This window comes from Methylocaldum marinum (assembly GCF_003584645.1).
GTDB classification, from domain to species: domain Bacteria; phylum Pseudomonadota; class Gammaproteobacteria; order Methylococcales; family Methylococcaceae; genus Methylocaldum; species Methylocaldum marinum.
In genome coordinates this window covers 89002-115147 of record NZ_AP017928.1, presented here as the reverse complement: position 1 = coordinate 115147, position 26146 = coordinate 89002, and the positions used below count along the sequence as shown (strand labels likewise).

The following is a 26146-nucleotide window of genomic DNA, read 5'->3' as shown; positions in this document are numbered from 1 at the left end:
GGAGGACAGTCTTTTCCTGATGCCGCCGAACAGTTAACCGTCAGGACCTTATACGTTGGCTGGTTTCCAGTTGTGGGGTAGCAGGCTGTCGATCTCCCTCTGCTTGGTGGTGGGTAAACGGGTCAGGACGTCTTTCAGGTAGGCCTCTGGGTTGAGGTCGAGTTCCTTGCAGGTTTGGATGAGGCTGAACACCGTGGCGGCGACCTGGCCGCCCTTGGGCGAGCCGAGGAACAGCCAGTTCTTGCGGCCGATGGTGAGGGGGCGGATCGCCCGCTCACTGCGGTTGTTGTCGATCTCCAGGCGACCGTCTTCGGTATAGCGCTCCAGCGCCGGCCAGTTCTTGAGGGCATAGCCGATGGCCTGGGCAGTGGGGGTCTTGGGCGCCAGCTGGCGCAGCCGGTCTTCGAGCCAGGCCTTGAACTCGGCCAGGATCGGCCGCGCCTGTTCCTGCCGTAGCTTTCGGGTGCCTTCGGCGTCGAGTTGCTGTTCCTTGGCCTCCCGTTCGATGGCGTAGAGCCGGCCGATGTACTCCAAGGCCTCATGGGCGCTGATGCGCTTGCCGTTCTCGGTCTGTCGGGCAATCTCGAAGAACTTGCGGCGCGCATGCGCCCAGCACGCCACTTCCAGGACCTTGCCTGCGGCGAAGATCTGGTCGTAACCGGCATAGGCGTCCGCCTGCAGGTAGCCGCTGTAGCCTTCCAGTTTGGCCTTGGGATGCTTGCCCGCCCGGGTTTCGGTGTGGTCATAGACGACGATGGGCGGCGAGTGGCCGGCGTATACCCAAAACCGGGTTTCCCGCGTCTTGCCGCGGTCCTGCACCGCCACAGTGGTGTCGTCCGAGAAGATCACCGGCTGTTGCTTGAGCAACGCCAGCATCCGCTCGACCAAGGGCTGCAGCTGCCAGCCGCTCTGGATGACCCAGTCGCACAACGTGGTGCGGGCAATGGGGACACCCTGGCGGGCAAAGATTTGCTCGATGCGGTACAGCGGCAGGTGATAGCCGTATTTAGCCATCAGCAGATGTGCCAGAAGACCCGGCAGAGGGATGCCCTGCTCGATGATTTGCGGCGGGGCCGGTACCGTGGTCAACTGCCCTTGGCACTTCGCGCAGGCGCACTTTTCCCGCCGCGTTTCCACGACCTTCAGTTGCGCCGGGACGTAATCCAAGCGTTCGGAGCTTTCGTAGCCGATCACCGGCCGTTCCTCACCGCAGGCAGGACACTGCCGGTCTTGTGCCGACAACGGCAATACCACGATCTCTCGCGGCAGATGCGCCGGCAGTGCGGTGCGCTTCGGTTGATTCTTGGCGGGCGATTGCACCACCACCGTCTTGAACGCCACCGGACTGGCGACGGGGGCGTCCTCGGGCACCTCATCCCACAGCGGCAGTTGGTCGATGTCGGGGAGGGTCGCCAGTCGCTCGGAACGGGCGCCGAACAGCAGCTTCTTCAGCTGCGCTAGGTCGAATTCCAGCCGTTCGATGCGCGCCTCGCGCTGGGCCAGGGTGGCCTTTAGAGTACGATTTTCTTCGGCGAGAGCGGCGGCATTCATGGCTGCCATTATACCCGGTGGACCACCCGAAAGCCCAGCTCTGATGCGGGTTTTAGGCACTTTCGACTCAGCCGACCCGACCCGCGCGAACCGCGCGGAAACGGGCCACCGTCAGGTCCACGCCTTCCAGCAACAGCAGCAGGTCCGAGCGCGAAATCGTCCCCTGAACCGGCTTGCGGAAGCGGCCTTTCTCCAGCCGCTTGTAGGCCAGCCAGAAACCGTGACGATCCCACCACAACAGCTTCACCTTGTCCCGGCCCCGGTTGAAAAACACGAACACCGCACCCGATAACGGCGAATGCCCCAGACTGCTCTCCACCGCCAGCGCCAAACCATCGATGGACTTGCGCAAATCGACCGGCTCGGCCACCACATACACCGCCGCCGCACTCAGAATCGTCGCCAGCATCACGAGACCAATGCGGCCACCACCTGCTTCAACAACCCGGCATCGAACCCCGGTTTCACCTCGATGCGAACCCCGCCCACCGACAACCACAGACCACCGACTGCTGTCTCACCGCCATCTACCCGCATCAACGTCAGTGGCGCCACCACCGCTGGCTGCGCTACGCGTCGACGCCAGTAGATGAACGCCGCATAGCTGACCGCCTCGCGCGCACACCAAGCGCGCACCGACAACCCACTCCCTGCCTGTTGCTCCAGCAGGACCCGCCAATGCATCTCTCGTTCTTGTTTCGTCATCGCCATCTCCTCCTCTTCGGGAATATGGCGATACTGTGACTCAGGCGCTAATCGGTGGGAATTATGCGGACAGCCGGACGCTTACTCGGAAAGCATCGGCATCGAATAAGCGAGCTTCGTCCGCCCGGGACCCGCCGCGGCAAGCCTCGTTTTGGATCCGCACGCCTGCTCGACCGGGCGATTTCCGGCCGCGATTGCGAAACCGGGAATCGTGCGCGCGCTCCCCGGCGGCCGACTCGGCCCGGCGTCCTTCCGAAACGCATGTCGCGGGCTGAATGCCGTCGAATACCGGACGATGGTGCAGCCACCCAATTCCATTTGATCGCCACACCGGAGAAGAATACTCTGTTGACCGTGTGCACACTTTGCACACGTTAGTCAACACCAACAAAAAACAAAAGGGGAGATCGAAAATGCAAAATGTCATGATCCAGGTGATCGACGCGCTCGCCAAATTCGGCTTGGACAAACTGGAAAGGGCGCTGATCTTCGGCGTCGTGCTGGCTGCGGCTCTCGCGTTCGCAACCGGCAGCTTCGAGATATCGCAAGTCTGGTTTGCCTTTCTTTTTCGCTGGCTGCATGTGCTTTCGGGCGTCATGTGGATCGGTTTGCTCTGGTACTTCAATTTCGTCCAGATCCCTTCCATGCCCAAAATTCCGGACGAACAAAAGCCCGCGATCGGCAAGATCATCGCGCCGACCGCGCTGTTCTGGTTCCGCTGGGCGGCGTTGTCCACCGTGGTAACCGGCCTGATTCTCGCCACCCTGAACGGCTATATCGTCCAGGCTCTGCTGCTGGGCTACTTCAACGGCGGCCCAGCCACATATATCGGCCTCGGAATGTGGCTCGGTCTGATCATGGCCTACAATGTCTGGAACATCATCTGGCCCAACCAGAAAAAAGTGTTGGGTCTGGTCGAAGCCACGGATGATGAAAAGAAGGCGGCCGCGCGGACAGCCATGCTGACCAGCCGACTCAACACCATGTTCTCGATCCCGATGCTCTATTTCATGGTCGCTGCGGGACACCTAGCGTAAAAGCGCACATCAAAATCAAAAGGGGTTTCGGTTCTATTTACCCGGCCTATGAATATAGGCCGGGTAAATCTGGGGCAGGGATGCCCCGGCGCGGCGAGAAACCGTGTAAGATCAGGCCGGGCGTGTACCGGCCTGGGCGGCGGCCCGTAAATACCCTCCTGGTATTTCCGGGCCTGATTAATAAACCCGGAATCCCTTTTTTCACCCGCCGATTTCAAAATCGGCTGTTCGTCCGCTACCGACAATCGAACGCTTACGATCCGCGAACATTGGCCTTCAACAGGAAAAACTTATAAACCGCAAGGGCGCAAAGCGCGCCTACCAGGATCCAGGAGTGGCCGATCAAGAACGCCGACATGCCGGTTTTCGTCGCGCCTCTGAGCGAGGATAAATAGGGTTTGGAAACCAAAATCATCCAGGCCCAGGCCGGTACCTGATAAGCGATAGCTCCGGCGATACCCCAGTGCAGCGACTTCAGTCCCAGTCGTTCGGCGGTTCGGTAATACCAATAGATGATGCCTATGGTCAGCAGAATCGAAATCAAAAGCGGCATATCGGCAATAACCTCGTTTGAATGTTCGGAACAGATCGCGACGGAGCGCGGCCCGGGCAACCAAAGCTTGCCCGAAGCCGCATTATCCTCTCAGTGGACAGTGCCGCGAAAGAGCGGCAACGGCCGCTGCCCCACTCTCACCAAAGGCCAGTCCGCGTGGACACGCCAAGAGTCGCCCCCCTCGATCAGGGCTTCGTATCCTGGCCGGTTTTGAGGGCGCTCAAGATTTCCATGGGCAGCGGGAACACGAAGGTCGAAGATCGATCGCCCGCAACCTCGGTCAAGGTCTGGAGATAGCGGAGCTCGATGGCTCTGGGAGCCTGCGCCAGGGTCTTAGCGGCTTCGACCAGCCGCTGCGAGGCCTGAAACTCGCCCTCGGCGTGTATCACTTTGGCGCGGCGCTCGCGTTCGGCCTCCGCCTGCCGCGCGATCGCCCGTACCATGCTCTCGTCCAGGTCAACATGTTTGATCTCGACATTGGAGACCTTGATGCCCCAGGCATCGGTCTGCTGATCGAGTACCCCCTGTATATCGATGTTCAACTTCTCCCGTCCCGCCAGCATTTCGTCCAGTTCGTGCTGGCCGAGCACCGAACGCAAAGTCGTCTGCGCGAGCTGGCTGGTCGCCTCGAAATAATTCTCCACCTGGATGATGGCGTTGGCTGGGTCGATGACGCGGAAAAAGACGATCGCGTTCACCTTGACCGAAACATTGTCCCTCGATATCACGTCCTGGGTCGGCACATCCATCACGATGGTCCTGAGATCGACCTTGACCATCTGCTGAATGATCGGAATTACGATGAACAGCCCCGGCCCCTTTACCTTGTAGAATCGGCCCAGCAAAAAAATGACCCCCCGTTCGTATTCGCGCAGAACTTTGATCGCCGCGAACAGAAACATCAGCACGATGACGGCCAGAAAAACGACAAAATAGGTGGTTATCATGGTTCTCGCTCCTCTCGTTCTTCCAATGGCGTAACGCTGAGAATCAACCCATCCAGTCCCGTTACACGGACGAGTTGACCCTTGTGCACCGGAATCCCGCTGCGCGCCGTCCAGATTTCGCTTCGGACATGGATTCTGCCGTTTTCCCGGAAATCCTCCAGAGCCGTCCCGAAGGCGCCGATCATTTCTTCGCGCCCTGTGACCACGGGTTTATGCCGTGACCGCAGAATAAGGCCGACCGCGAGCCCGAAGAACATCAAGCTGGCCAGGGCGAACGCCGCGATTACGGCCCAACTGAGCCCCACCCCGGGCATGCGTTCGGTATCGATCAAAATGACGCTGCCGATGACGAAGGCTGCGATGCCGCCGAGGCCTAGCGCCCCGAAACTCGGTGCGAATGCCTCGGCGATCATCAAACCGATACCGACGATGATCAGGGCGAGACCGGCATAATTCACCGGCAGGACCTGAAAGGCATACATCGCCAGCAACAGAGAAATGACGCCCACCGTCCCCGGCACGATCGATCCCGGGTTATAGAATTCGAGTATCAGGCCGTACACTCCGATCATCATCAGAATATAGGCGACATTAGGGTTGGTGATGACGGCCAGCAGACGGCTGCGCCAGTCGGGGTCTATCGTTTCAACGGAGGCGCCGGTCAAATCCAGGGTCACTTCGCGTCCCAGAACATTCACCCGCCGGCCCTGCAATTCGGCAAGCAGGGTGGGAATATCGGGCGAAACCAGGTCGATGACGTGCATCTTAAGCGCTTCCTCGGCGGTAAGACTCGCACCCTCGCGCACCGATTTTTCAGCCCATTCCGCGTTTCGGCCCCGGAGATGAGCGAGCCCCCGCAAGTAGGCCACTGCGTCGTTGATCATTTTCCTGGACATGGCGTCGCCGGAGTCGGCCCCGGATCTCTCGCCGTCCTTCTCCTTCGGCTCGGACTCGCCTTCATTGCCTCCCGGCCCGCCGATGGCAACCGGGGTAGCCGCGCCGAGATTGGTAGCCGGGGCCATGGCGGCGATGTGGCTGGCATAGAGAATGTAGGTGCCCGCGCTGGCCGCGCGGGCTCCGCTGGGAGCGACGAAAGACGCAATCGGAATACGCGAAGCCAGTATCATTCGGATGATGTCGCGCATCGCGGTATCGAGACCTCCCGGCGTGTCCATCCGAATGACGGCCAAAACGGCATTTCGGGATTCGGCGTCTTTCAGCGCGCGCGCGACGTAATCACTGATTGCCGGGCCGATGGGACCGTCTATGGTCAGCTGCGCGACTATCTTGGGCGCCGGCGGAGCCGGGGATTCGGACGCTTGCCGTTCGGCCGCGCCGGCTATTCCGACCAAGAGCCATAACCCGATCAAGATGACGATGATGTGTCGTAGCATCCGTTCTCCGCGCCTCCCGGTGGATGTTCTTAGTGTTTCTGAAACCGAGATTCATCGGCGAGATTTCAGTTTCGACTGAAACCCCATCGAGACCGATCCTTCTCTTTCTCGGACCTTCTGTTACCGCTGACGGTTCGCGGGCGGCAAATCCCTTGTACCTGAACGGACGAACGTCAGCAATCCTTTCGATGGCGGGTATTCTGCTTTCGGCGCAAAAGCTTCGACCGGCAAAGCTTGTTCCCCTGAAAGATCAAAGCCCCGCCGGAGTGGCGTTTTGAGTATTTCGGTCGATGTCGCGGGTAGTGAAAGAACACGCGGCGAGGGTCTAAAAAGCCTATCCCGGCGGGTCCCGAGATCCTTCGACACGGCCCTTCGACAAGCTCAGGGCGAACGACCTACCGAGATAGGCTCAAGCGGTAGACTCGGGGCAAGGAATCAGGTCTCCGGCAAATCCGCGTACTGATAAATCGGATGAATCAGCGTTTCGGGCGGAAGCCGAATGAGTTCCTTGATAATGCCGTCGTTAAGCCCGTATACGCACCCGTGCAGAACCGGACGCTGGTAGCGTTTCCACGAATGCTGGATCACCGAAAGGTGCGCGAGCGTCTGAACCTGCTCGATGACGTTGAGCTCCACCAATCTCTCCGCACGTTCTTCATCGGTCTCCAAGGCGTTGATCTCGGCTTGATGCAGGCGATATACGTCCTTGATGTGCATCAGCCATTTGTTGACGATCAACAATTCCGAGCGCTGCGGACTGAGCGCCGCACGAATGCCGCCGCAATTATAATGACCGCAGACGATCACGTGGCTGACCTTGAGCACGTCGACGGCATATTGAATCACGCTGAGGCTGTTGAAGTCCGTGGTGATGACCTGATTGGCGATATTCCGGTGTACGAAAATCTCGCCGGGCTGGGCGTTGACGATGATTTCCGCCGGAACTCGGCTGTCGGAACATCCTATCCATAAAAAGTCCGGCGTCTGAGCGCCCGCCAACCGGGAAAAATAGTCCGTCTCGCGGATCGTTTTTTCCTCTGCCCAAGCCTTATTTTCCAGCAATAATTTCTCGAAAGGTCTCATATTCGCCTCTGGCAATGGTCATGATTTGATTTGAGGAGATGGCGGTCCGGCATTCGCGGGACATGCTCGCACTTAAGAAATCCCGGCCGAAATTTTTCGACGGGTTCGGAATGTACGGCACCCGACCGCTTTCGCTCCTTGCGGACCGGCCGTACGCTCTCTTTAAGAAGGAAGCTCTGATCAAGTCTCCAATGCGGAGAAGCGGCCCACCGGGACGGGCTCGTGATCGGGCACGCTTTCGTCCTTCATGAGTCAAGGCCGCGGCAATTCCAAATTTCTCGGTACGCTCGCTGCATTTCCTACGTGATCTTCCGTGAAAGCCCCTCCCGCACCACGCATTGCCAACACGGAATATTGTGCAACGGTGCCTTTTTGAGACAGGTACAAAGGTACCGCAGCCACGAATCCGGCAAAGACCACCGCCGGAATCTGTTTCAATCCGCTCGACAATGGGGCAAAAAGCGGAATAGGCGGAGTGCTTTCAGCACCTTGCCCTGCCGACGAAAACGCGCCACGTTCGGTCTGAGCTTTCCATGGGCTGGATTTCAGCCAAGCCATCGTGCGCGCGGCAAGCAGCAGAAAAGCGCAGCCTCCGAGATTGACCGCCGCAAGGATCACCATGCCATGACCGAATTGATCCAGAATCATGCCGCCGACATAGGAGAGCGCCATCGTCAACATGAATATCGGCAGTGATTGCTGCCCCATTTCGATGACCGGCCGAACCGCCTTCGAATTCAACCCGTCTTCGCAATTCCGCAGGATCAGCGTGACGAGATACGCCAAGGCCAGGAAATATGTCCAGCGTAGCGGCCCAAGGTGAGTCTTGTCCAGCCACGGCTGCAGATCGGCATGGAGTCGAATCAGAAACTCGGTCGGACGCAGTTCCGCCGCCGGCGTCAAGGGTAATGACAAAATCACGAAGGCAAGGCAGGCTGCCGCCAGCCAGGCCTTGTATGCAGGCGGCTTTATCCAGCCGGATCCGAAGGCGAAGCCGGTAAAGAAAATCAGCTGCCATCCGAAAGGGTTGAAGAACCAGGGGCGATCGCTGTCCGGCTCGGCCGAAAGCTCCAGCCCATAGTGCCACATGGCGAGGTAAACGCCGATCGGGAAAGCCAGGGCCAATGCGACATGCATGCGGGAAAGCGCCCACACTACCGGTATCCACAGCATGACCACGAAGTACATGGGCAGGATATCGAAATAGTTCGGAACATAACGCAGGGAAATCAGTCCGAGTATAGCCTCCTGGGTCTCATCGAAAAAATATTGAAGATTGAGAGCGCGAATATAATCCGGATCTCCGAAAACGGCGTTGCCCAACACGCAAATGACCGCCAAGAGCATGAAAAGAGTGAGATGGGCACCGTAGATTTGGGCGCAGCGGTAAAATACCCGAACGCTGCCCAACCACAAACCGGAAACGCGGAAACTGCGACCGTAGGCGATCGCCGCGGCGTAACCGGAGAGAAACACGAAGATTTCGGCTGCATCGCTCAAGCCATAACGGGACGGGGTAAAAACCAGCCACTCGTTCGCCGGTATGTGATTGATAAAAATGATCAGCAGAGCGAAGCCGCGAAAAAAATCGAGCTTGAGGTTCCGGTGTTTGTGTAAGCTTTGTCCTGTCATCGGTTTTTTTTTTAGTCGACGGAATTTTCGGCCGGCTCTCCGCTGCTCTAGACACTCAGCTCTTACCGCTCTTTCTACGCGGCGGGCGGGTTCGTCCAGCCATGGTATCGTACGAAACTTTCACCAACCTTTCACGACGCTTGTTCGACGCATGAGAATTCTGCTCGTAGAGGACGACACCGTTCTGGCCGACGGATTGACCCACGTGCTCGGTCAATCGGGCTATGCGGTCACGGCGGCGGCGGCGGGTGCTTATGCCGAATCTGCGCTGCTCACCCAAAATTTCGATTTGGTGATCCTCGACCTCGGCCTTCCCGACATGGAGGGGTTCGAACTCCTGCGAAGATTGCGGGCACGGAAAAATCCGGTTCCCGTTCTCGTCCTGACCGCGCGCGATGCCTTGAATGACCGGATCAAGGGCCTCGAATGGGGCGCCGACGACTACATGGTCAAACCGTTCGACCTGCGAGAACTGGAGGCACGGATACATGCCCTGATCCGCCGCCGTTACGGCGGTTTCGGCGATATCAAAGTCGGACGTCTGAGCTTGGATACCTTGAATTGCCAGGTGCTGGTGGACGGTACGCCGATCATCCTGTCCGCCCGCGAATACGGCGTGCTTGAAGCCTTGCTGATCCACGCCGGCCGGGTCGTCAGCAAGGACCGTATCGCCCAGCGCCTGTCCGCGGGAAATGATGAGCTGGGAGACAACGCCATCGAAGTCTATATCCACAGGCTGCGCAAGCGGATGGAAGCCCTGGGTGTGAGAATCCGGACCGTGCGCGGCCTCGGCTATTTGCTGGAAAAAGACACTGATGGCTAAAGTCCAGAGCCTGAAAACCCAGTTCCTGCTACGGCTGGCGCTTCCACTTTCGCTTTTCGTGGTGCTTGACGCGATAGCCTCGTACTACATTGCGTTTTATTACGCCAACGCGGCGTATGACCGCTGGCTGCTCGACTCGGCACGCTCACTGGCGCAGGAAGTCAAGGCGCAGAAAGGCAAGGTTACCTTCGAATTGCCGCCCACCGCGCTGGAGATTTTCCAGTGGGATGACGTGGATCAGACGTTTTTCAAGATCGAATCGTCCAGTATCGGTTTCATGGCCGGGGACAAGAGAGTCCCGCCACCGCCGGACCCGGCCTCGGTTCGCAAGCAGCCCGCCTATTTCGACAGCATGATACAGGCACACAGGGTGCGTGTGGTTTCCATGCTCGCGACGCCCAAGGATAGTTCCGAGGAGGTTTTGGTCCAGGTCGCCGAGACCGTCCGCAAAAGGCGCAGTATGATGACCGATATACTCCTCGCCGAGCTGGTGCCCCAGCTCGTGCTGGTATGCGCGGCGGGGCTGTATATCTGGCTGGGGATCAACCGGGGATTGCGCCCGCTGAACGCATTGACGCGCGAGATCGCCCAGCGCTCGCCGCGCGACCTCACGCCGATACCGGATACCGGCGTACCGCTGGAAGTGCTTACCCTCACCCATACCATTAACGATCTGCTCGCCCGACTGTCCACGGCAATTACCGCGCAGCAGCGCTTCATCGCCAATGCCGCGCACCAGCTTCGGACCCCGCTGGCCGGTCTCAAGGTTCAGGCGGAACGTGCGCTGCGGGAAACGAACCTGGAGACGATGAGGCCGGCCCTGATGCAAATTCGAAACGGCGCCGACCGGGCATCGCGATTAAGCACTCAACTGCTCTCGCTGGCGCGCTCGGAGACTGCCCTGGGCGGCTCGCGCCCCGCTTCCCGGGTGGACCTCCGCGCCGTGGCGAGAGACGCCTGTATCGACTGGGTGCCCAAAGCCCTGCAGCGGGATATGGATCTGAGCTTCGAGGGGCCTGAAGATCCGATATACGTACAGGGTGAGCAAACCCTGCTCCGCGAACTGCTCAATAACCTTCTCGACAATGCCATCCGCTATGGACGCGAGCACGGACAAATTACCGTACGAATCACGGCGGATACACCCCCTGCTCTCGTGGTGGAAGACGACGGCCCCGGCATTCCGGATTCCGAGGTAGACCGGATATTCGAACGATTTTATCGCCCCCCCGGCAGCCCGGGCGACGGCTGCGGGCTGGGACTCGCGATCGTCAAGGAAATCGCCGAACAGCACGATGCGCGGGCGAGGCTGTCCCGGTCGAGTCTTGGAGGAGCGCGCATCGAAGTCCGGTTTTAAGCAGTCGTTTCCTGCCGAACATGGGACGGCAACCCCGGGGCGAGAGCCGTTCAGAAACCTGATCGTAAACTCCGGTTATTTCGGAGCTGAGTATCTTTTCGGCTTGGTCCTGCCTCTGCTGCCCCGCGCAAAACCAAAGGCGCGGGGAAGGCCTCCGCTCCCGGCTTTCGGCTTACCGCCGCTTGCGGGAAAAATGCAGCTGAACGGGCGGCATTCCGTATCGCATGTAGCGCCCGGCATCGTATCCGTACGGGTAGCGATGCCGGTCAAAACCGGAATAATCGCGGAAATAGGAGCTTCCGATGGAATATCCCCGGATCGGATAATAGACCTCCTGAGGATACCGAGAGTACTGAGCAGCCTCGGCCTCCATCAGCGCCGCGCGCGCCGACTGCCATGCCGCCAGCGCCTCCAGTTCGCGCACGCGTACCAGGCGTTCTTCCCGTGCTTCCGCGGCTTTCCGAGCCTCCTCGGCGGCTCGCTGCTCCTTCCACTGTTCAAGTCGCGCAATGGCCTCCGGGTCGGGTTTGCTGACCGTGAACCGCAGCTTGCGGCAACTGCCGGAAACCGGCTCGTCAGTGTATACCGGTCCGTCACCGGTCGGGCACTTGAAAATGTCCGCCGCTTGCACCGGCCGAAACCATGACGTTGCGATGCCCGCGAGCACGCAGAGCAAAAGGGATCTTAGCGGGATCGACAGCTGCCCTGAACCCGGGGCGATTCCCTTCCCTCCGCCAATTTTCTCCGCCCTTGCCGCCGAGCCGCTCAATACGCATTGACTCGCCATATCGTTATTTCCGTATGATTTGGGGAAAACTTCGGAATATTAGACCCGAGCTTCGTCCAATCCGTTCTTTCGCTCCGGTACCTTGCGGTTCGAGACGGGACTATTATCCAGGAAACCGCATTCCCGACCTCGTCGCGAGTTCCCAGCCCGCAGCGCTGCCGCACGCCTTCGACGGAGCTCGGGCGGCGAACACCCCGCCGCTATTCGACGCTGTAATGCTTCGTCAGATAGTCCACGATCACCGGAATGTCGTCCTGGTCGATCGGCGCGCCCATGACGCTCACCATTTTGTCGACGGTCTTCCGCCAATCCGCTCTTTTCATGAACGAGGCGTGCATGGCGATATAGTCGACGCTGTGGCACATGACGCAATTCGCCATTACACTGTCGCGCCCGGCTCCCGGCTCGAGCTCGTTCGGCTCTGCTCCGCAGGCGGCCGTAGCGTAAAGAACGGCGACCACCGTTACCGCGCTGAACCTGTTCATGACGTGGACACTCATGCGACCTCCACGGTGATCCCTTGTACCACGTTGTTGTAGTAACCCGCAGGATTGAAGATGAGTTCGAACGGCTGGGTACTGCCGCGCCCGTCCGTCGCTTTTGCCATGAGCACCTGCTTGCCGGTCCGGCTCGGGGTAAAGGTATAGTGCCAGGCACGGAAGGAAAAACGGCCCTGGTGCGGTTCCAGCTTCGCCTCTTGCCATGCCTTGCCGCCGTCCACCGACACTTCCACCGATCGAATGCCGTGGCCTCCATCCCAGGCAACACCCTTGACCATGACCGGCCTGCCGAGAGGACAATGCTGTCCCTCCTCGATATTGGTGATGAGCGAGTTGACCAATATTTCGGTGATCGCCGTGTCGGCCTCTCCTTTCTGCGAAAGGAATCGGTCAGTGACGGGGAATTTGCCGGCCGGTATCCGGTAAGCCGTATTCATCCAGAATCCCTTTTCCGGTTTCGGCATCGCCCTGATCGCAATCAGCTGTTTCGTCCAGTAGGTCCCCGCCCAGCCGGGCACCACCAGGCGCACGGGAAAGCCGTTCCAATGCGGCAGGTCCTCGCCGTTCATCTGATAAGCGATCAGTGTGTTTTCGTCGAGGGCTTTCCACAGCGGAAGGCTCTTGACGAAATCGGGCGTCCTGTCGATCGCCCCGTAATCGGCGCCGTCGAAAACGACTTCCAGCGCATCCGGCCTGAGCCCTGCCCGGGCCAGTACGTCCTTCAGGCGCACGCCCTTCCAGCGCGCATTGCCCACGGCTCCGTTCCCCCATTGAACACCGGGCACATGAGGCTCGGAAAAGCGGCGGCGATGTCCGGCACACTGACAGACGGCCATCAACTCGACCGGCGCGAACTCCCGCTTGAGCTGATTCAAACTCAGCTCGAACGGGTGAGCAACCGAATCTCCCCCCACTTTGAGCCGCCAGTTTTCGGCGACCAGCCGCGGAATATTGGCGAGATGCCAGCGCACGAAAAACCGGCGGTTCGGGGTGACGACATCTTTGAAAACCTCGACCGGCGTCTCGAAATTCGGCGGCCGGAAGGTGCGCTTGATGAGAGGTCCCTTGCCGGACAATGCTTCCCGAACAGTGCTCTCCGCCGCACCGGACGGCAATTCGCCGGCATGCAGGAAACGCGGCGTCAGCAAATCCGGTCCGGTCATGGTGAAGCCGCTAACCAAAACTTTCAGAAAGGTCCGTCTGTTCGGCATCTCGATCTCCGGCTGTTGGGGAACTCCGCCCGTGCTGCTCTCGGGCCGGCCGGGACAGGGTTGCACAATAGCTTAACCTACGAAACGGCAGTTGGACGTGCTCGCGTGTGCGACCGGCTTTGAAAAAGACATGATCGGCCCGGGTTGTCGGCAAGGGATTGCCGACCTACGCCCGGGCCACCCCGCAGGTCGGGAATCCTTTCCCGACGCCACGTCTTGGTCGAGCGGCTGCGTCGGCAAGGGATTGCCGACCTACGAGTACTTAGAGCTTATTCCGGTAGGTCCCAAAAACCCCTTCGATAGACTCAGGACAGGCCCTTCGACTCGGCTCAGGGCGAACGGCCTGCCGAGATAGGCTCGTAAGACAATATTCGCCCTTCGGATTCTAGAGGTCTCTGTTGCGCGGCCGGTCTACGCGTCCGGTGGGCGCCAGTTCGACGCGATCGGCGGCGACGCGGCAACGCGGCGTGCCGACCGCGATGTCGTAACCGTTGCGGTAATGAAACGGGCGGAAACTGTCCGCATGTTCCGATAGATCCGGTTTGACTTTCTCGATTTTCCAGCCAAATTCGGTATCGGTGACGCCGTAATGTTCGCGGAACATCCAGGCCCCGCATTCGTCCTGGCGCCAACGTGTCGCATCCTGTTCCTGCATGGCACGGCCTTTTTCCCAGATGGTTTGGATGATGTCCTCGTCAAAACTCATGTTCGGCCTCCTTCATATAAACAGTGACGATCAGAAGCCGCTTTTGTTCAAAGTGTTTCGACGTGGAAAAAAGCGTCGGGTCGGGCTCTTTTCCAATTCCCGCAAGTCAAAAAAGCAAGGCAGCGCCTTGCGAAAACTTATTGGTGACTTTTTACGCCCGAGGATAAGACCATGAACAGTTACGAAGACTTTTTGCTGAACGAGCTTGCAGGACTGAGTGGGCTTGACGATGAAGAGATACGGGAGATCTTGAAGAAGATCGAGGAAGAGCAGGCCGAACACGAAAACGAAGAGACCGAAAAGAGACATTAAGCCTCCGTCTCGGGAAAAAACCTCGAAAAACGGCTTCGCTCCGGATTGACGGATACTAAAGCCCGGACCCGGTTCCGGGCTTTTTCACGAGCGAGCTCATCCGGCGTTTAACCGTGCGTTGCCGCCTTGAATTGTCGCAGGAGCGCCCTTGCGGCAGCTTCCGAGGAAGCCGGGTTCTGCCCGGTAATCAGGTTCCCGTCGGCCACCACGTGGGGTTTCCAGTTTTCAACCTTCGAATACTTTCCCCCGTTCCGGCGTAACATGTCTTCAACCGAAAACGGCACCACCTCGGCAAGTCCGACTTCCTCTTCCTCTGTGTCGGCGAAACCGGTAACCCACTTCCCCCGTACCAGCGGAGAACCGTCCGCGGCTTTGGCATGGCGGAATGCGCCCGGTCCGTGGCACACTGCCGCCACCGGCTTGCCGGCGGCGTACAGGGCTTCGATCAATGCCATCGAGTCCGAATCTTCCGCAAGATCCCACAATGGGCCGTGGCCGCCCGGATAAAACACGGCATCGTAATGCGCGGCCGAAACGGTCGATAGCTTGACGCTGTTGGAGAGCGCGATTTTCGCATTCGAATCCCGGTCGAAGCGCATGGTCGCCTCGGTTTCCGAATCCGGCTGATGGCTCTCGGGATCCATCGGCGGCGGTCCGCCCCTGGGCGAAGCCACGGTGACGTCGGCGCCCGCATCGCTGAAGATGTAGTAGGGTGCGGCGAACTCTTCCAGCCAGAATCCGGTTTTTCGGCCGGTGTCGCCGAGCTGATCGTGCGAGGTCAATACCATCAGGATTTTCATCGTCATTTCTCCTCTCTGCTCCGGATTTGGGCGGCTTTCAGCCGGGGATCAGGACGATTTTGCCGAAGTGGGCGCCGCGTTCCATTCGGCGAAGGGCGTCGCGTAGCTCTCCGAACGGAAACACGCGGTCCACCACGGGACGCATCCGGTGCTGCGCGATCGCCCGGTTCATGCTCTCGAACATCGCGCGGCTGCCGACGAAGATGCCTTGTACGCACACGTTCTTCATCAGTATGGGCGTCGGATCGACTTGACCGGCACCGGACAGAACGCCGATCAAGCTGATTTGACCGCCCATGCGGACGGCCCGCAGCGACTGGCCGAGGGTGCCGGCGCCGCCGACCTCGATGACATGATCGACTCCGACACCGTCGGTAAGTTCTCGCACGAGCCGGCCCCATTCCGGCACAGTCCGGTAATTGATGCCTTCCGAGGCGCCCAGATCGAGTGCTCGCGCAAGTTTTTCGTCGCTGCTCGAGGTGACGATCACCCGGGCTCCGGCAAGCTTCGCGAACTGTAGCCCGAACAAAGACACGCCGCCCGTGCCCAGGGTCAGCACCGTGTCGCCCGGCCTGAGCCGGCCCGAGCCCACCAGCGCGTGCCAGGCCGTCACCCCGGCGCAGGGCAGCGTCGCAGCCTCCGCATCGGTAAGGTGTTCCGGAACCGGAACGACGGCGTCCGCATCGAGCACGACATATTCGGCGGCCATGCCGGTTTCTCCGCCGCCCAGCGCGCTCCTGGCCTTCTCCTCGCTCGGCTCGCCGTCCAGCCACTTCGGCATGAAGGTCCCCGCCACCCGGTCGCCCGGTCTTACGCGCGCCACGCCCTGACCGACGCCCGCCACTTCGCCGACGCCATCCGAGAGCGGCGTCATCGGCAAGCGGAGATTCGGCCGATAGCGGCCATTGACCACCATCAGATCGCGGTAGTTGAGCGACCACGCGCGCATCTTCAAGAGCACCTGCCCCACCCCGGGCTGTGGCATGGGCCGCTCCGCGAGAACCAGTGAATCGATGCCGAAACTGCCCTGCAGTTCGTAAGCTTTCATGAATCGTCTCCTGACTTGAACTGTTGTTCCGTACCGGGCCTGCCTCCCTGTCCGCGGAAGTGCCTCGCCTAACAACATCTGACCACGGATTCGTCCGCCTGTCAGCGCCCCGTCGACACCGCAGGCGGCCCAAGCACGCCGATAAGCGTGATGATGCGGCGTGAGAATGTCCTATTGACATCGCTGTGAAGAACCGTACATTGCGTTCCGGCAACGTCGGCACCGACGATCCGCTCGACAGAATGCCGGAAATCCGGTTAGCGCAATTCCAAACCGCTTTCAATGCAGAGAAACTTCGGCCGGGTTATACGCATACCCCGTTTCATGCCTTTTTCGTCGACATGACCACCCAGCATTTCATTCCGGTTTGCGTGAGGCGGCAAATCAGCGGGGTGGTTTATCGGCCGCGCCCGAACCGCATGACGAAGAGCGGCGAGATCGCGGGATCCGGTCTCCGGCGCCGGCATCGCCGGATCTTGAAAACCGCTGGAACGTCCCTATGACTTGCGCTCGGATACCGAGCAAATCACAACCGAAAGGAGGAAAAAGAAGCTATGTCTGTTGATCCGATGCCATTCCGCAGCCTTCCGGGGAGGGTTCGGTCATGATCGAAACGTCTGCATTGACCAAACATTACGGCCGCTTTGCCGCCGTGGACAATATCTCGTTCCGGGTCGAACCCGGCCAGGTATTGGGTTTCCTGGGCCCGAACGGCGCCGGCAAATCCACCACCATGAAAATGATCGCGGGCTTTCTCGCGCCGACCTCGGGCAGTGCCAAAGTGTGCGGTTTCGACGTCGAAAGCCGGCCCATGGAAGCCAAGCGGGCGCTCGGTTATCTGCCGGAAGGCGCACCCGCCTACGGCGAAATGACGCCCCGCGCCTTTCTCGGTTTCGTCGCCGATATCCGGGGCCTGGCGGGCGAGGAGCGCCGGCGGCGGCTGGACGACGTCCTCGGCCGGCTCCAGCTGGAAGGCGTGCTGGAGCAACCCATCGAAACCCTGTCCAAGGGCTTCAAGCGCCGCGTCGGCCTGGCCCAGGCGATTCTGCACGATCCGCCCGTGCTGATCCTCGACGAACCGACCGACGGCCTCGATCCCAACCAGAAGCACGAGGTCCGGACGCTCATCAATGCCATGGCGAAGAACAAGGTCATCGTCATTTCCACCCACATCCTGGAAGAGGTCAATGCGGTGTGCAACCGGGCGATCATCATCGCCGGCGGCAAGCTCCTGGCCGACGCCGCTCCGGCCGAACTGGAGGCGCGTTCCCGCTATCACATGGCGGTGTCGCTGACCACCGCCGAGACCGACAAGGCCAAACAGGCCCTGGGCGGCCTTCCCGATGTCGAGAGCGTCGAAGTCGACCCGCTGGACCAGCGGATTACGGCCTTCCCGCGCCGGGGCAAACAAATCCTGGCCGCGGTCAGCGACGCGCTCAAGGCACAAGGTGTCGCCATCCGCGAATTGCAGCTCGAAACCGGACGCCTGGACGAGGTCTTCCGCAGCATTACCCAGCCGCACGCCCGGGAGGTCCGCGTATGAACCCGACCCTGACGCTTTTCAAACGCGAACTGGGCAGCTATTTCGCAACGCCCGTGGCCTATGTGTTCATCGTGATTTTTCTGCTGCTGTCCGGCTCGTTCACGTTTTACCTCGGAGGATTCTACGAGCGCGGCCAGGCGGACCTGGAACCTTTTTTCCGCTATCACCCGTGGCTCTACCTGTTCCTGGTGCCGGCGGTAGCGATGCGGCTCTGGGCCGACGAGCGCAAAAGCGGCACCATCGAACTGCTGCTCACTCTCCCCGTCACCATGTGGCAAGCGGTGCTGGCAAAATTCCTGGCCGCCTGGTCCTTCATCGGCATCGCCTTGCTGCTGACCTTCCCGATCTGGATCACCGTCAATTATCTCGGCGACCCGGACAATGGCGTCATTTTCACCGGCTACATCGGCAGCCTGCTGATGGCCGGGGCGTTTCTGGCGATAGGCGCCTGCCTCTCGGCGGCGACGCGCAGCCAGGTCATTGCCTTCATTCTCAGCGTGGTGGTGTGCTTCCTGTTCCTCCTGGCGGGCTTCCCGCTGGTGCTGGACGTGTTTCGCGCGGTTGCGCCGCAGGGCGTGGTCGACGCCATCGCCGGGCTCAGTTTCCTGACCCATTTCAACGACATTTCACAGGGCGTGATCGCTCTGCGCGACCTTTTCTATTTTCTGCTCACCATCGGCTTCTGGCTGTACGCCAATGCCATCGTCATCGATCTCAAGAAGGCCGATTAAGGAGTTTTTCGAGCATGAGTTTCAATCGTAAGACCCTGACCCACAGTACCTTGGGGCTCTTGGCGGTGCTATTCGTGGCACTGGTGCTGCTTTCCAACACCCTGTTCCGCGGAACCCGGCTGGATCTGACCGAGAATTCCCTCTACACCTTATCGGAAGGCACTCGCAACATCCTCGGCAAGCTGGACGAGCCGATTCATCTGAGCCTTTATTTTTCGGACAAGGCGACGGCCGAAAGCAACCGTCCCGACGTCCGCAGCCTGCGCCTTTACTTCGAGCGGGTGCGCGAACTGCTGGAGGAGATGGAATCGCGGGCCGGCGGCAAGCTCCGGCTGAGCGTGATCGATCCCCTGCCTTATTCCGAAGCCGAGGACCGCGCCTCCGCCGCGGGCCTGCAGGGTATCCCGCTGGGACCTTCGGGAGAGAAGATCTTTCTCGGCCTGGTCGGCGTCAATTCCACCGACGGCCGTACCGCGATCCCGTTCTTCGATCCCGGCAAGGAGTCCTTCCTCGAGTACGACATTGCCAAACTGATCCACGGCCTGGCCGTGGTCAAGAAACCCACTGTCGGTTTCCTGGCGGGACTCGCCATGACCGGCGGCTTCGACCCGCTGACGCGCGGGATGCGTGAACCCTGGGCGGTTTACCGGCAACTGACCCAGATGTTCGAGGTCAAACCGCTGCAAGCCGCGAACCTGAAGGCGATCGACTCCGAGGTCGACGTCCTGGTTGTGGTCCACCCGAAGCAGCTCGATGAGGATGCCCAGTACGCGATCGACCAGTTCGTGCTGCGCGGCGGCCATCTGTTGCTGTTCGTCGATCCCCACGGCGAACTGGACAACAGCGGCGCCGATCCGGGCAATCCCATGGCCGCCATCATGGCGTCCAAGGCATCGGACTTGCCGGCGCTGTTCAAGGCCTGGGGCGTCGAATACTCCGCCGACCAGGTGGTGCTGGATCGCGCCCATGCCTTGTCCGTCAGCACCTCGCCCGGCGCTGCGCCGACCCGGCATCCCGCGATGCTGCGCTTCACCCGGCCGGATCTGAAGCGCGACGACGTCATCACCGCCAATCTCGATACCCTGCACGTCGCCACGGCGGGCTTCTTCAAGCTGGCCAAGGACAGCCCGGCCAGGCTGACGCCACTGATCGAGTCCTCCGACCAGGCGATGACCGTTGCCGCGGAGCAAGTCAAGTTCGCGAACAATCCGTCCAGCCTCCTGGCCGCTTTCAAGGCGAGCGGCGAGCGCTATTGCATGGCCTGCCGCCTGGAAGGCAAGTTCAAGACCGCTTTCCCGGATCGGAACGACCCGGAACATCTGGCGGAAGCGAAAGAGCCCGGAGAAATCCTGCTGGTGGCGGATACCGACATTCTCAGCGACCGGATGTGGGTACGTACCCAGAACTTCTTCGGCCAGAAACTGCTGAACGCGTTCGCCGACAACGGCGATTTCTTCGCCAACGCGGTAGACAATCTGGCCGGGTCCTCGGACCTCATCTCGATCCGGGGACGCGGCATTTCGAGCCGTCCTTTCACCAAGGTGGAGGAACTCAAGCAGGCCGCCGACAACCGTTTCCGGTTCAAGGAACAGGAACTCCAGCGGGAATTGGCGGATACCGAGCGCAAGCTGGCCGAACTGCAGAGCGGCAAGTCGAATGACGAGAAATTCGTGCTGAGTCCGGAACAACAGAAAGAGCTGGAGAACTTCTTCAAGCGCAAACTGGAAATCCGCAAGGAACTGCGCGAGGTGCGGCGCCGTCTGGATGCCGACATCGACACCCTCGGCGCCCGGCTCAAGTTCATCAACATCGGCCTGGTGCCTCTGCTGCTGACCCTGGGAACCCTCGCTTTCCTGGGCTGGAAAGCCAAGCAAAGATTGGTTTAAAGAGGAGTCGTCATGAATCAAATCAATGCGAAAGGCCTGTTGGGTCTGGCCGCCGTGGCCGTGGTCGCCGTTATCGCGGCCATCTTCGTGGCTTCGGCCCGCCAGCCGGAGAACGATCCCACCCCGACCGCCGCTTTCGCCATGCCGGAGTTGCGCGGCCACATCAACGACGTCAAAGGCATCACCCTGACCGGCGCGGAAGACAAGCCCCTGGTCACCCTGATCCATGGGGAGAACGGCTGGACGGTGAAAGAGAAAGGCGGATATTCCGCCGATACCGGCAAGTTGCGCGAGCTGCTGCTGAAAATGGCCGAGGCCGGCCTTTTGGAACCCAAGACCGAGAGTGACAAGCGCTATCCTGAACTGGGTGTCGAGGACGTCACCGCCAAGGATGCCAAAGGCATCCTGGTGGACTTGGACGGCCTGCAGAAACCCGCTCGGCTCATCGTCGGGAAAGTCAGCGCCCAGGGCAACGGCACTTTCGTGCGTCATCCCGGGAATAAACAAAGCTGGTTGGCCAAGGGGACTCTCCGCATCGAGCGCGACCCGGCGCAGTGGCTGGACCAAGCGCTGACCGACATTCCATCGGAGCGGATTGCCGAGATCGTCCTGACCAAATCCGACGGCAAACCTTTGCGTCTCTTCAAGGCAGATCCGGACGATGAGACATTCACGGTCGCCGACCTGCCCTCGGGTCGGGAGATCGAGGACCACGCCACCCTCGGCGGACTGGCCTCGACCCTGGCGGGACTGACGCTGGCGGACGTGTTACCCGAGGCGTCTGCCCAAGCCCCGGCGAAAGATCAGCTGATCAAGGCGCGCTATACGACCTTCGATGGCGTGACCCTGGACGTTCAGGCCTGGAAACAGGACGGCAAGCATCTCGCGCGGTTCTCGGCGGCATTGAATCAGGCCGTGGCGGAGGCGCGCATTCAGGCGGAGCAGGCCAAGGCAAAAGCGGACCACGAAGCCGGCCGAAAGCAGGATGCCGAGGAAAACGCCCAAGAAAGCGCGGAAAGCGGAGCGGAGATTCCGGAATCCGCAGCGCTGGCGGTCACCGACCCCGCCAAAGACCGTCAGCAAAGGCTGGATGCCCTGAATCAGGAAGTCGAGAAGCTCAATCAACGCTTCCGCAACTGGACTTTCGTGGTTCCGGAATTCAAATACGCCAACATGGACAAATCGCTGGAGGATGTCCTGAAACCATCGACGAAAACGGAAACCGCCCACTCGAAACCGCAGGCCGGGAAATCCGGCAAGCACTGATGCAAATCGAGGCGGGATAGCGAATATCCCGCCTCATTTCTCAATTTCACCCGAGCGGTCGTAAGCCGCTTCCGGGAGCCTCCCTTCCCGACTGTAACCTGACTTAAATACTTCGGTCACATCCCTGGCACAAATCGGCGGTACGGTTTGCAGGGCCGAAACGGCCTCAGCTGATTGAATTCGATTCGTACAAAAAACAGGAGTGATCGATGCGTTCCCATTTGACAATGATTGCCTGCGCGGCAATCACCGCGGCACTGCCCGGTATTTCCGCGGCGGCACCCGCGTCCCACAAGCAAAACATACAGTTGGGACCTCGCCCGTTCTTTCTGGTCAACGACATGGAAGAAAGCAAACTCAAGAAGAAGCTCCAGAAATGCGCGAAAGGGCCGTTCAAGAAAACCGATTTTTCGATAGGCCACCGCGGCGCCGCTCTCCAGTTCCCGGAACATACCAGGGAATCCTACGAAGCTGCGGCCCGCATGGGCGCGGGCATTCTGGAATGCGACGTGACGTTTACCCGCGACAAGGAACTGGTATGCCGCCATGCGCAGAACGATCTGCATACCACCACCAATATCCTCGCCATCCCGGAGCTTGCGGCCAAGTGCACCAAGCCTTTCACTCCGGCCACGTTCGATGCCGAAGGCAATCTCCTGACGCCCGCCACGGCCGAATGCCGCACCAGCGACATCACTCTGGCCGAATTCAAAACCCTCCGCGGCAAGATGGACGCCTCCAATCCGCGCGCTAAAACCGTCGTCGAGTACATGGGGGGCACAGCGGATTTCCGCACGGATCTCTATGCCGGCCCGACCAGCGGCACCCTGCTCACCCATAAGGAAAGCATCGAGCTTTTCAAGAAACTGGGCGTGAAGATGACCCCCGAACTGAAGGCCCCCAGCGTGGCCATGCCGTTCGACGGCTTTTCGCAGGAGGACTTCGCCCAGAAGATGATCGACGAATACAAGGAAGCCGGCGTTTCTCCGAAAAAGGTCTACGCCCAATCCTTCAGCATCGACGACGTGCTCTACTGGGTTCGCTACGAACCCGCCTTCGGCAAGCAGGCCGTCTATCTGGACGATGCCGAGACGGTCGCCGATCTGCCCGATGCCGCCACTCTGGCCAACTACAAGGCGATGGGGATCAATATCGTGGCCCCGCCGACCTTTGCCCTGCTGGACCTGGACGCCGACGGCAACATCGTACCGTCAGAATACGCCCGGAACGCCAAGGACGCCGGCCTGGACATCATCACCTGGACCCTGGAACGCTCCGGAATTCTCGCCGACGGCAACAACGGATTCTATTTTCAGACCGTGGACTCCGCCCTCAAGCGCGAAGGCGACGTGATGAAAGTGCTGGACGTGCTGGCCAAGGACGTGGGTGTCATCGGCGTATTCAGCGACTGGGCGGCAACCGTCACCTATTACGCCAATTGCAAGGGATTGTAGGAAAAAGTGATCAACCCGGCCTATCAACACAGGCCGGGTTATTCCACATCACTTTCGATGAGGCATTCATTTTTCTAGGGTGGGTTAGTCCGCAAGGCCGTAACCCACCGAGCGATCGCGAATCGGTGGGTTACACGGAGCCCGTCCTGAGCCCAGTCTAAAGGCCTGTCCTGAGCTCCGTCGAAGGGCCCGTCCTGAGCGGAGCCGAAGGGCTAACCCACCATCGATGGGTTTCGCTTCGCTCTACCCATCCCATGAATGTTTTATTCCAATACCGTATGGAATAAGATCCCACACAGCCTCCAGCAGGTTGACCACCCCCCTTCGCCACCACACTCAGGTTTAGTTGGAGGAGTCGGAATGGGTGTTCAGGGTAAAGGTTCTGATATATGGGTGACTACATCGACGGAAAAACGTCGCCCGACTTCGTCGGTTATGATCAGCTTGCCCGAATCATCGAATTCCATTGATTCGAAGAAGATATCCTGTACATCTCCTTCCAGATCGGGTGTCCTGGTGTTGTCGTAAACCTTGACCGTGGCAATCCGTTTCCCCGTTGAGTCGTCGATAATGTCAAGCAGTCCGCCGCTTTGGCCTATGCCCTCATCATAGGTGCCGATATGTTGAACATAGCGTTTACCACCGCGGACTACCGGTGGCACTTCCGGTGGTGGCGAGCGGTCAAACGAACCCATCAATAGATTTGAGTCGGACATCAGCGTCTCCTTGATAGCAGAAAATCTCAACAACAACATAGAAAGCCCATGGCAGAGTTTAAGAACAATTCACCGATTCCCACCGTCCGAGCGGCACTCGATCGGCTGACGATCGAGCAGTTGAAGGAGCTGCTCGATCTTCTTCCCTTAGGCCGAAAACCGACGCGCAAGGCCGATTTGATCGCCGCCGTCGAAGACCATCTGGACGGCGAAAATCTGCGGGCTCTGTGGGAAAGGCTGGACGAGACGCAGCGTTCGGCCGTAGCCGAAACCCTGTATGCCCCCAAGGGCATCTTCGAAGCCGACCGGTTTCGAGCCAAATATGGCGTTTCTCCGGTGTTCGGCACAAAAAAAGATCCCCGGCATTACCGCGAAATCCCGTCGCCACTGCGCTTGTTCATCTATCGGGAAATGACTCACGAAGTCGGCGTGCTGGCCGTTCCCGGCGACCTCGCCCAGCGCCTGCTCACATTCGTACCCGAACCCGCGGCGTCTTCGCTGCCGTCCGTGGACCAACTGCCGGAAGACTTCGAGCTGATCACCAAGGAGTATGTCTGGCAGGAAGGTGATCGTGGAATCACTATCGTCACCCGCGGCGGCACCTATCGGGCACCCACTCAGAAACCCACGGTCAAGACCGCCAGTCAGCGAATCCCTCTGCTGCGCCGCGACACGGAACGCGAGGCCGTGATCGAGGTCGGCAGCGTTCTGCGCCTCATCGATCTCGGAAAGGTCGCCGTCAGCGAAAAGACCCAGCTCCCCGGAACCGCCGCTCTCCGGGAAATTTCCGGCGTGCTGCCCGGCGGCGACTTCTACCCGGCGGGAGCGAAACACTCCGACAGTCAGGATGAAATCGGGCCGATCAAGCCGTTCGCCTGGCCACTACTGGTACAAGCCGCGGGCTTGGCGGAACCGCACGGCAAAAAGCTCGCCCTCACCAAGACCGGCCGAAGCGCTCTCGGCAAACCCGCGGCGGAAACCCTGCGCGGGATCTGGCAGCGCTGGCTGAAGACCAGAAGCTTCGACGAGTTCAACCGCGTGGATGCCATCAAAGGCCAACGCGGCAAGGGCCAGCGTTCCATGACGGCACCGGTCGGCCGCCGCGCCGTGATCGCGGAGGCCTTGCGACAGTGTCCGGTGAACGCCTGGGTCAAACTCGACGAATTTTCCCGCTACATGCAGGCCACGGGGTACGACTTCGAAATCACGCGCAATCCCTGGGATTTGTACATCGAGGATGCCAACTACGGCAGCCTGGGCCATGCCGGTTTTCACGACTGGCCGATTCTGCAAAAGCGCTATCTCGGCTGCCTGCTGTTCGAATACGCCGCCACCTTGGGTCTAATCGATCTGGCCTACGTGGAACCGTGGGACGTACCGGCCGACTACCGGGAATTGTGGGGCGCGGACGGCTTAAGTTTTCTCAGCCGCTACGACGGGCTGGTCTGGTTTCGCCTCAATCCGCTCGGAGCCTTTTGCCTGGGTCTCGCGGAGCGTTACGAGCCGACGGTTACCGCCGCGAAAACCGCCCTGTCGATTCTGCCGAGCCTCCAGATCAAGATCGCCTGCGGAGCGCTGTCCACCGAAGAAGCCCTGTTTATCGAGATCTGGGCGGAACGAAAAGGGAACGACCTGTGGCGCCTGGACCGCGGCAAAATCTTGAACGCCGTGGAAAACGGCCGCCAGATCAACGAATTGTGGGACTTTCTCGATGCTCGAGATCCCCAGGGGCTGCCCGATACCGTCGAGGGTTTCCTCGCTACCACCGCTCGCCAGGCCCGGGCCTTGAAAAACACCGGCCCGGTCCTGCTCATCGAATGTGCCGACGCCGACATTGCCGAGCTGATCGCCGGGCACGAAAGCACCCGGTCCCTGTGCCGGCGAGCCGGTCCCAAACACCTCGCGGTCGGGATCGAATCCGAGGAACGCTTCCGCAAGGCGGTCAACGGACTGGGCTACGGCATGCCGAAAGTTTGAACTTTGAGAGGACACGATCACCGACTCGAAACTTACCCTCGCTGTTCGCCAAAGACGGTCGATCAAGGGATAGTCAGTTCACGATAGTCTACTGAGGCAAGCCGGTGACGACAAGCGCGCACCGTGT

Annotated in this window: 26 protein-coding genes; 11 read left to right on the top strand and 15 right to left on the bottom strand. The window is 60.1% G+C overall.

Features of this window, described 5'->3' with window-relative positions:
- Window positions 1-48 precede the first annotated feature (48 nt).
- The 3 genes from tnpC to tnpA are packed head-to-tail and all read right to left on the bottom strand — an operon-like array spanning window position 49 to window position 2262.
- Window positions 49-1560 (bottom strand): IS66 family transposase, encoded by a 1512-nt coding sequence (gene tnpC, locus sS8_RS00605; protein WP_119627946.1) that lies wholly within the window; start codon window positions 1558-1560, stop codon window positions 49-51.
- A gap of 58 nt (window positions 1561-1618) precedes the next feature.
- Entirely contained in the window at window positions 1619-1960 is a 342-nt protein-coding gene (gene tnpB, locus sS8_RS00600; protein WP_119627852.1) for an IS66 family insertion sequence element accessory protein TnpB, read from the bottom strand.
- On the bottom strand, window positions 1960-2262 hold the full coding sequence (tnpA, locus tag sS8_RS00595; protein WP_119627851.1) for an IS66 family insertion sequence element accessory protein TnpA: 303 nt from the start codon (window positions 2260-2262) through the stop codon (window positions 1960-1962). The genes tnpB and tnpA overlap by 1 nt, the downstream gene beginning before the upstream one ends.
- Before the next feature lie 407 nt (window positions 2263-2669).
- Between tnpA and sS8_RS00585 the strand changes: the two genes are divergently transcribed.
- The gene (locus sS8_RS00585; protein WP_232020468.1) at window positions 2670-3293 is read left to right on the top strand and encodes a urate hydroxylase PuuD; all 624 of its coding nucleotides are present in this window, start codon (window positions 2670-2672) and stop codon (window positions 3291-3293) included.
- A 253-nt stretch (window positions 3294-3546) separates the two neighbouring features.
- On the opposite strand, the gene sS8_RS00580 is transcribed toward sS8_RS00585, so the two are convergent.
- From sS8_RS00580 to sS8_RS00560, 5 genes are all read right to left on the bottom strand, one after another.
- Complete coding sequence (locus sS8_RS00580) at window positions 3547-3846, bottom strand: hypothetical protein (RefSeq protein WP_145986357.1); 300 nt, start codon at window positions 3844-3846, stop codon at window positions 3547-3549.
- Between the two features lie 185 nt (window positions 3847-4031).
- Entirely contained in the window at window positions 4032-4793 is a 762-nt protein-coding gene (locus sS8_RS00575; protein WP_119627943.1) for a slipin family protein, read from the bottom strand.
- Window positions 4790-6187 (bottom strand): NfeD family protein, encoded by a 1398-nt coding sequence (locus sS8_RS00570; protein ID WP_119627942.1) that lies wholly within the window; start codon window positions 6185-6187, stop codon window positions 4790-4792. Before sS8_RS00570 ends, sS8_RS00575 begins: the two co-directional genes overlap by 4 nt.
- A gap of 435 nt (window positions 6188-6622) precedes the next feature.
- The gene (locus tag sS8_RS00565; RefSeq protein WP_119627941.1) at window positions 6623-7270 is read right to left on the bottom strand and encodes a carbonic anhydrase; all 648 of its coding nucleotides are present in this window, start codon (window positions 7268-7270) and stop codon (window positions 6623-6625) included.
- A gap of 252 nt (window positions 7271-7522) precedes the next feature.
- Window positions 7523-8902 (bottom strand): OpgC family protein, encoded by a 1380-nt coding sequence (locus sS8_RS00560; RefSeq protein WP_119627940.1) that lies wholly within the window; start codon window positions 8900-8902, stop codon window positions 7523-7525.
- Between the two features lie 151 nt (window positions 8903-9053).
- On the opposite strand from sS8_RS00560, the gene sS8_RS00555 reads away from it, so the two are divergent.
- Entirely contained in the window at window positions 9054-9725 is a 672-nt protein-coding gene (locus tag sS8_RS00555) for a response regulator (RefSeq protein ID WP_119627939.1), read from the top strand.
- Window positions 9718-11082, top strand: a complete 1365-nt coding sequence (locus sS8_RS00550) for a sensor histidine kinase (protein WP_119627938.1) — start codon at window positions 9718-9720, stop codon at window positions 11080-11082. Before sS8_RS00555 ends, sS8_RS00550 begins: the two co-directional genes overlap by 8 nt.
- Before the next feature lie 172 nt (window positions 11083-11254).
- On the opposite strand, the gene sS8_RS00545 is transcribed toward sS8_RS00550, so the two are convergent.
- From sS8_RS00545 to sS8_RS00530, 4 genes are all read right to left on the bottom strand, one after another.
- Window positions 11255-11869, bottom strand: a complete 615-nt coding sequence (locus sS8_RS00545; RefSeq protein WP_119627937.1) for a hypothetical protein — start codon at window positions 11867-11869, stop codon at window positions 11255-11257.
- A 200-nt stretch (window positions 11870-12069) separates the two neighbouring features.
- A complete protein-coding gene (locus sS8_RS00540; protein ID WP_145986356.1) occupies window positions 12070-12369 on the bottom strand; it encodes a cytochrome c in 300 nt (99 codons plus the stop codon).
- Window positions 12366-13580, bottom strand: coding sequence for a molybdopterin-dependent oxidoreductase (locus sS8_RS00535; RefSeq protein WP_119632551.1), 1215 nt, complete (start codon window positions 13578-13580; stop codon window positions 12366-12368). Before sS8_RS00535 ends, sS8_RS00540 begins: the two co-directional genes overlap by 4 nt.
- 385 nt (window positions 13581-13965) lie before the next feature.
- The gene (locus tag sS8_RS00530) at window positions 13966-14286 is read right to left on the bottom strand and encodes a hypothetical protein (RefSeq protein ID WP_119627935.1); all 321 of its coding nucleotides are present in this window, start codon (window positions 14284-14286) and stop codon (window positions 13966-13968) included.
- Between the two features lie 171 nt (window positions 14287-14457).
- Between sS8_RS00530 and sS8_RS27865 the strand changes: the two genes are divergently transcribed.
- Window positions 14458-14598, top strand: coding sequence for a hypothetical protein (locus sS8_RS27865; protein WP_170160887.1), 141 nt, complete (start codon window positions 14458-14460; stop codon window positions 14596-14598).
- A 107-nt stretch (window positions 14599-14705) separates the two neighbouring features.
- Here the strand turns inward: sS8_RS27865 and sS8_RS00525 are convergent, their stop codons facing one another.
- Window positions 14706-15398: a type 1 glutamine amidotransferase domain-containing protein gene (locus tag sS8_RS00525; RefSeq protein WP_119632550.1), complete on the bottom strand. Its 693-nt coding sequence runs from the start codon at window positions 15396-15398 to the stop codon at window positions 14706-14708.
- 37 nt (window positions 15399-15435) lie between these two features.
- A complete protein-coding gene (locus sS8_RS00520; protein WP_119627934.1) occupies window positions 15436-16446 on the bottom strand; it encodes a zinc-dependent alcohol dehydrogenase family protein in 1011 nt (336 codons plus the stop codon).
- A 185-nt stretch (window positions 16447-16631) separates the two neighbouring features.
- Here sS8_RS00520 and sS8_RS00515 point away from each other — a divergent pair, with 185 nt between their 5' ends.
- The 6 genes from sS8_RS00515 (at window position 16632) to sS8_RS00490 (ending at window position 23326) form a co-directional block, all read left to right on the top strand.
- On the top strand, window positions 16632-16949 hold the full coding sequence (locus sS8_RS00515; RefSeq protein WP_145986355.1) for a hypothetical protein: 318 nt from the start codon (window positions 16632-16634) through the stop codon (window positions 16947-16949).
- A 101-nt stretch (window positions 16950-17050) separates the two neighbouring features.
- Window positions 17051-17989: an ABC transporter ATP-binding protein gene (locus tag sS8_RS00510; protein WP_119627932.1), complete on the top strand. Its 939-nt coding sequence runs from the start codon at window positions 17051-17053 to the stop codon at window positions 17987-17989.
- Entirely contained in the window at window positions 17986-18720 is a 735-nt protein-coding gene (locus sS8_RS00505; RefSeq protein WP_119627931.1) for an ABC transporter permease subunit, read from the top strand. Before sS8_RS00510 ends, sS8_RS00505 begins: the two co-directional genes overlap by 4 nt.
- A 14-nt stretch (window positions 18721-18734) precedes the next feature.
- Window positions 18735-20606, top strand: a complete 1872-nt coding sequence (locus sS8_RS00500; protein ID WP_119627930.1) for a GldG family protein — start codon at window positions 18735-18737, stop codon at window positions 20604-20606.
- A 12-nt stretch (window positions 20607-20618) separates the two neighbouring features.
- Window positions 20619-21872 carry a DUF4340 domain-containing protein gene (locus sS8_RS00495; protein ID WP_119627929.1) on the top strand — a complete coding sequence of 418 codons (1254 nt, stop codon included), beginning with the start codon at window positions 20619-20621 and terminating at the stop codon, window positions 21870-21872.
- 209 nt (window positions 21873-22081) lie between these two features.
- Window positions 22082-23326 carry a glycerophosphodiester phosphodiesterase family protein gene (locus tag sS8_RS00490; protein WP_119627928.1) on the top strand — a complete coding sequence of 415 codons (1245 nt, stop codon included), beginning with the start codon at window positions 22082-22084 and terminating at the stop codon, window positions 23324-23326.
- A gap of 368 nt (window positions 23327-23694) precedes the next feature.
- Here sS8_RS00490 and sS8_RS00485 read toward each other — a convergent pair whose 3' ends face one another.
- Complete coding sequence (locus tag sS8_RS00485; protein ID WP_145986354.1) at window positions 23695-24042, bottom strand: hypothetical protein; 348 nt, start codon at window positions 24040-24042, stop codon at window positions 23695-23697.
- 48 nt (window positions 24043-24090) lie between these two features.
- Here sS8_RS00485 and sS8_RS00480 point away from each other — a divergent pair, with 48 nt between their 5' ends.
- Window positions 24091-26019, top strand: coding sequence for a hypothetical protein (locus sS8_RS00480; protein ID WP_119627926.1), 1929 nt, complete (start codon window positions 24091-24093; stop codon window positions 26017-26019).
- Window positions 26020-26146 lie beyond the last annotated feature (127 nt).